The 5,318-nt window shown below is 63.7% G+C and carries 4 protein-coding genes and 3 pseudogenes; 4 read left to right on the forward strand and 3 right to left on the reverse strand.

All coding sequences use genetic code 11. The features are described 5' to 3' along the window. Positions 1 to 226: 226 nt before the first annotated feature. From ACZ6DL_RS37915 to ACZ6DL_RS37930, 4 genes and pseudogenes are all read left to right on the forward strand, one after another. A complete protein-coding gene (locus ACZ6DL_RS37915; RefSeq protein ID WP_466058547.1) occupies positions 227 to 649 on the forward strand; it encodes a hypothetical protein in 423 nt (140 codons plus the stop codon). 44 nt (positions 650 to 693) lie between these two features. Then, positions 694 to 942 carry a tyrosine-type recombinase/integrase gene (locus ACZ6DL_RS37920; protein WP_466058551.1) on the forward strand — a complete coding sequence of 83 codons (249 nt, stop codon included), beginning with the start codon at positions 694 to 696 and terminating at the stop codon, positions 940 to 942. Beyond that, positions 939 to 3,233 carry a tyrosine-type recombinase/integrase gene (locus ACZ6DL_RS37925; protein ID WP_466058549.1) on the forward strand — a complete coding sequence of 765 codons (2,295 nt, stop codon included), beginning with the start codon at positions 939 to 941 and terminating at the stop codon, positions 3,231 to 3,233. Before ACZ6DL_RS37920 ends, ACZ6DL_RS37925 begins: the two co-directional genes overlap by 4 nt. Positions 3,234 to 3,245: 12 nt before the next feature. Continuing rightward, positions 3,246 to 3,410 (forward strand): annotated as a pseudogene (locus ACZ6DL_RS37930) (IS256 family transposase); the annotation flags it as partial. Positions 3,411 to 3,449: 39 nt separating this feature from the next. Here the strand turns inward: ACZ6DL_RS37930 and ACZ6DL_RS37935 are convergent. From ACZ6DL_RS37935 to ACZ6DL_RS37945, 3 genes and pseudogenes are all read right to left on the reverse strand, one after another. Further along, on the reverse strand, positions 3,450 to 4,238 hold the full coding sequence (locus tag ACZ6DL_RS37935; protein WP_466058553.1) for a hypothetical protein: 789 nt from the start codon (positions 4,236 to 4,238) through the stop codon (positions 3,450 to 3,452). Positions 4,239 to 4,391: 153 nt separating this feature from the next. Continuing rightward, positions 4,392 to 4,601, reverse strand: a pseudogene (locus tag ACZ6DL_RS37940) (CBU_0592 family membrane protein); the annotation flags it as partial. A 344-nt stretch (positions 4,602 to 4,945) separates the two neighbouring features. Further along, positions 4,946 to 5,318: pseudogene (locus ACZ6DL_RS37945) on the reverse strand (hypothetical protein); the annotation flags it as partial.

A 5,318-nucleotide genomic window follows, 5' to 3' on the forward strand; every position in this document is an offset into this window, starting at 1 on the left:
ATCGGTAGAAGATGTTGCGGCTGATGCCGTAGTAGCGGCAGGTCGCGGCCACGTTGCCGCTGACCTCCTCGGCATGCCGAAGCACCGCCAGGCGCCGCTTCGCTCGCCGGACCAAATCCTTCTCACTCCATACACGTTCGGGCACGGGACTCCTTCGTATCAGGAGCCCACAGTGTCAACAACCTCCGTCAGTTTTAGAACTAGCGACTGGCTTGAGGAGGCCCCTATGCCCATCACCGTCACCGCGCCGACCGGAACTCTCACCGAGTCCGCCGAGCGCGAAATTCTGCCCCGCCTCGCCGCGGCCCTGCTCGAGGTCAGTGGTGGCACCGGAAATGACTTCTTCACCGGAATCATCGGTGGAACAGTGCATCTGCTGCCACCTCACGCCATCTACGCGGGTGGGGTGAACCGGCGGATCGTCATGGTCGAGCTGAAGCTGCCCAATATCGGTCTTCCCGATCCGCAGAGCCGGGCCGTGTCCCTCATGGCCGCCACCGACATCGTCGACGCACTCACGGATCCCTCGCACAACCGTGCCGACACCTGGGTGAACATCCTCAACGCCCCCGACGGCGGCTGGAGGATCGGCGGTCGCATACACCGGCGACACCCTGACCGCCGCTGTAGCAGCCGCGGGACGGCATAGGGCTGCCGACGGCACCGCGATATGGGATCTGCGACACGGTGACTATGTACCCGCGAGCGTTCTCCACCCACACGACCCGGCACTTGTGCTTGACGGACCTGGCGCGGATGGGCTGGGAATTGCACGCGATCGCCACTTTTGCCGGTCATCGCAGCACCGAGAGCACGCTGACCTATATCCACCTGTCCGGCCGCGAGCTGGCCGACAAGCTCGCTCGCGGCATGGACCACATTCATGCCGGGCGGGTGGAGATGCTGGCCCACCTCGGCGAGCAGGAGACCGGTCGCCGATGACCACGACGGTGAATTCTGCGGGAGCACAGCCTGGTTGGCAGCGGCCGCTGCGGCTGGATCGTTTCCGGCGTCGCGACCGGCTCTCGACTGGCGAGTCCGATGCTCTGCAGGGGCTCGGTTTGGATCTGCTGCGGCTCGACCGGGAGCGGGAACACGAGCAATGGCAGGCGATCCGGCGGTTGACGGCACCACTGGACGAGGCTTTGGCGGTGCTGCACTGGTATCCCGACACGGTGTTCCAGCGGCGGTTCGGCCGCTATGCCACCGCGATTGTCCTGCACCGCTGCGGCGAGCTGGGCCGCGACTTCTGGTCCTGGTCGACCCGCGAGTGGGCCGATCTGCTGCGCCCGCAGCACCTGCGGCAGCGTTTCCCCGGGCAGATCGGCATGCAGGCACGTCCCTATCTGCTCACCCATGCCTATCTGCTGACCGGGTTCACCGCGTTCGATCTGGTCGGGCCGTTCGCGCGGCAGACGTTGGCGCACAGGGTGTTCGGCGCCGAAGCCGTCACTGAAGCGATCGAGCCGGTTCGCGCGGTGCTGACCGGATGGGGATATCGAGCTCCGTATCTGGAGTCGATGATCTGCACGCTGCAGTTGCTCAACCACAGCCCGATGCTGAACGAGTTGAGCTCGCCAGTGCTGGATCGGTTGTGCTCGGATGCGGCGATCGAACGACACTTCCACGGCCGCCACCTGCACGGCGTTCACCGGGCTCTGGCCGCACTCGGACACACCGGTGAACCACCGGCACCACGATTCGGAGACGGTCTCGTCCCCATCACCGGCACCGCGCCAGGCTGGGCGACGATGGTCGAACGCTGGCATGCCACCGCGACGATCCAACCCGGCACCCGCGACACCCACCGCGTCGTGCTGGCCAAGATCGGCCGATGGCTCGCCGCTGAGCATCCCGACGTCACCGGGCCCGCCGACTGGACTCGCCAGATCTGCACGGCCTGGATCGCCGCAGTCGACCGCATGCGCGTCGGCGACCACATCCAATCGCAGAACTGGCGCGATAGTCGCGCCGAGCAGCTTGGAAAGCCGTTGTCGGCCAAGACGAAACGCACCTACATCCGCATCGCCCGGACCTTCTTCCGCGACATCCGGGACTGGGACTGGATCCCGCGCCGGTTCGACCCTGCACGAGCACTGGAAACCCCACGCAGCATCCGAGCCCTGCAAGGACCCGACCCGCGGGTCATCGCCGATGACCTCTGGGCCAAACTGCTCTGGGCCGGTCTCAACCTCGAACCCGGCGACCTGCCCGAAGGACCCGGAGCCCACCCGATCGACATGGTCCGCGCGATCACCCTGACCTGGCTGTTCAGCGGCCAGCGCAGCGACGAGATCGCCCGGCTCCGCCTGGGCTGCATCCGCTGGCAACACGATCGCCCCTCGATCGGCGCCGACCAGCAGCCGGGCAACGACCCGGTCTGTCTGCTCGACATCCCCACCCACAAGACCGGCACCGCCTTCACCAAACCCGTCGACCCGATCCTGGGCCGGGCGATCGAGGCCTGGCAGGCCCTGCGACCGGCGCAACCGCCCACGCTGGACCGCAAGACCGGTGAGAAGGTGCATCTGCTGTTCGCCGTCCGGGCCGGGCGAATCAGCAAGAACTACATCAACGACACGATCATCCCAGCGCTCTGCCGCAAGGCCGGCATCCCCGCCGCCGACGTCCGCGGCCCGATTACCAGCCACCGCGCCCGCTCCACCATCGCAACACAGCTCTACAACGCCAAGGAACCGATGACCTTGTTCGAACTGCAGGCCTGGCTCGGACACCGCAGCCCGGAATCGACCCAGCACTACGCCAAGATCACCCCGAATACCCTGGCCAAGGCATACAACGACGCTGGCTACTTCGCCCGCAACGTCCGGACCATCGAAGTCCTCGTCGACCGCGACGCGGTCGCCTCCGGCACCGCCGCGGCCGGCGAGCCCTGGCAGCACTACGACCTGGGCCACGGCTTCTGCACCTACACCTTCTTCGAACAATGCCAACACCGCATGGCCTGCGCCCGCTGCGACTTCTACATCCCCAAGGAATCCAGCAAAAGCCAACTTCTACAAGCGAAATCGAACCTCCAGCGAATGCTCGTCAGCATCCCGCTCACCGACGACGAACAAGCCGCCGTCCAGGACGGTCACGCCGCCCTCGACCAGCTACTCCAACGCCTCGCCGACACCCCAACTCCGGCAGGGACAACCCCACGACAACTGACCGCCACCACCTCGCTGCCGATCGTCGCCGTCAACCACGGCCGACCAGCAGGAACTTGACAATTCTGATTCCACAGAACCACCGAGCAAGCCGCGCTGAAATGCCTGTATCTGGTCACCCGATCACTCGACCCGACCGGCGCCGGTCGGGCACGATGGACCATGCGCTGGAAACCCGCGGTCAACGCGTTCGCGATCACCTTCGCCGACCGCTGGCCCAACGCCCAAACCTACTGAGAGAAACCGCCGGAAACACCTTTAGCGAGATAGTCCCGATCAGACAGTCCCGTGCGGGATTCCTGCCTCGGCCGAATAGTTGTCGGCCCAGCAGAGTTGGTTGTACATGCTCATGATGCGTTGGCGGTGGGGATGCATCGCGTCGTAAGGCATCTGTGCCAGGTGGGTCAGCATGTTGCCCGCGCGCAAATACATGTGATCCAGGGGGCTGAGGTGACGGCCTTCGTTCCATCTGGCGTGAGCCGTGGCATGCCGGCGCAGCAACACGACGTCGACAGGTTGGCGATCGCCGGTTCGGGGACGACCGGACGGGATGTGTAGCCAGTGCATTTCGACTAGCAATAGCTCGGGCAGCAGAACGTGCAACATCAGCTCGTCTGCGCTGATGGTAGGACCGTGTTCGTAGTCGTCGACGATCGCCAACGCCCGCGCCAAGCCTGCGAGTTCCTCGAAGCTTGTGCTAGACATCCAGGGCTGCAGCCCAATTTGTGTCGCTCGCCGTTCGAGCTCAACCAAGTCCGGGAGGGCTTGCCCGCGCGGGGCGAGCAGATGGCGCCGTGGGCGATGAATCAGGTGAGCGAGGTCACTCGTGATCGACCACCACAGGGCAAAGTTCATGCCCGCGTGCCCGGCGGGATGCACGTCAGTGTGGCCAGGCGGAAGGGGCATGGCGGCGATCCGCTGACCCAGTTCCGGTGAATCGAGCACGTCAAAGTCTGTGCGAACGCCATTTTCACGTAGGAATGTCAGTAGCCACCAGAGGATGTGTGCCTGCAGCCACTGCCGCCCTTGAGCCCCTGCGTAGGAGTCGCGGAACAAATGGATCAACAGTTCTGGCTTGCTGAGTTCGTCTCCCCTCAGGCTCGGGACGGGTGATGGAGGTAGCTCCAGCGCCTGCCGAGGCCGCCGAATAGTTCGCGCGCCAGTCCAGCCAGTCTCGGAGTCGTGCTCTGCCGACCGTGTGCTGCAATACCTTCTGTGCAAAGCACCCATTGAGACTGCCGCCCATGTGCCTTCAAGTACTAAGAATCCCCAATCTCGGCCTAGATATGCCAGGACGGCAAGGAGGGTCCCTCCCATCATGTTCAAACTCAAATATCGAGCGGAAGTGTCTTCCAGTGCACCTATTTGCGACGCAATAAATCCGGCGAGCAGAAGTATTGCCCCTACCACTTGGAGAGTCTGGCTCATTAGTGTCCTCGAACCGCGACACCTTGGCTGCGCATTGAATTGCCCACTGTCAGCTGCGGGTGTGTATCAACGAATGTTCATGATGGAAGCGCATTCTCGTTCTTCAGCGTCGCCCGGGGCCTCGGGTGTGCTGAGCGCGATTGCGCCCTCATCCATCGGAGGATATGCGAGAGCGGACTGCTCGGTCTTGAAATGATTTCACCTCGGCAACTTCACTGTTCATCGTTCCTGTGCCACCGGTCGGTTGGCAACGAAGCCAGCTCGTGTCGAGCGAGAGCAGGCGCCTGTAAATTGCTGCTCAGACGTGCCGAGTGCATCAAGATGAGAAATTCTGAAAGACGGGACTAGGTTCTGTCTCCCAACGACCTGAGCCACTCCACGATCAGGGCCAGGACGACTCCGGCGCGGTAGGTGATGGCTAACTTGTCATACCGTGTGGCGACCGCGCGCCAGTGTTTGGCCTTGTTGAAGGCGCGTTCGATGACATTGCGCCGCTTGTAGGTCTCTCGGTCGAAGTCCGGCGCTCGGCCACCACGGTGACCTCTACGTTTACGGTTGGCGGTCTGATCGGAGCGTTCGGGGATGACGGTGCGGATACGTTTGCGCCGCAACAATGCCCGGTTAGGGAGTGTCCTCAAAGTTCTTGCAGCGAATCTGTTTTGTGGCCGGTGGTGTTCTGTTTTGATGTCGCGTTGTGGTGCGCAGGCATGAGTTGAC

Source organism: Nocardia sp. NPDC041819, assembly GCF_055590505.1.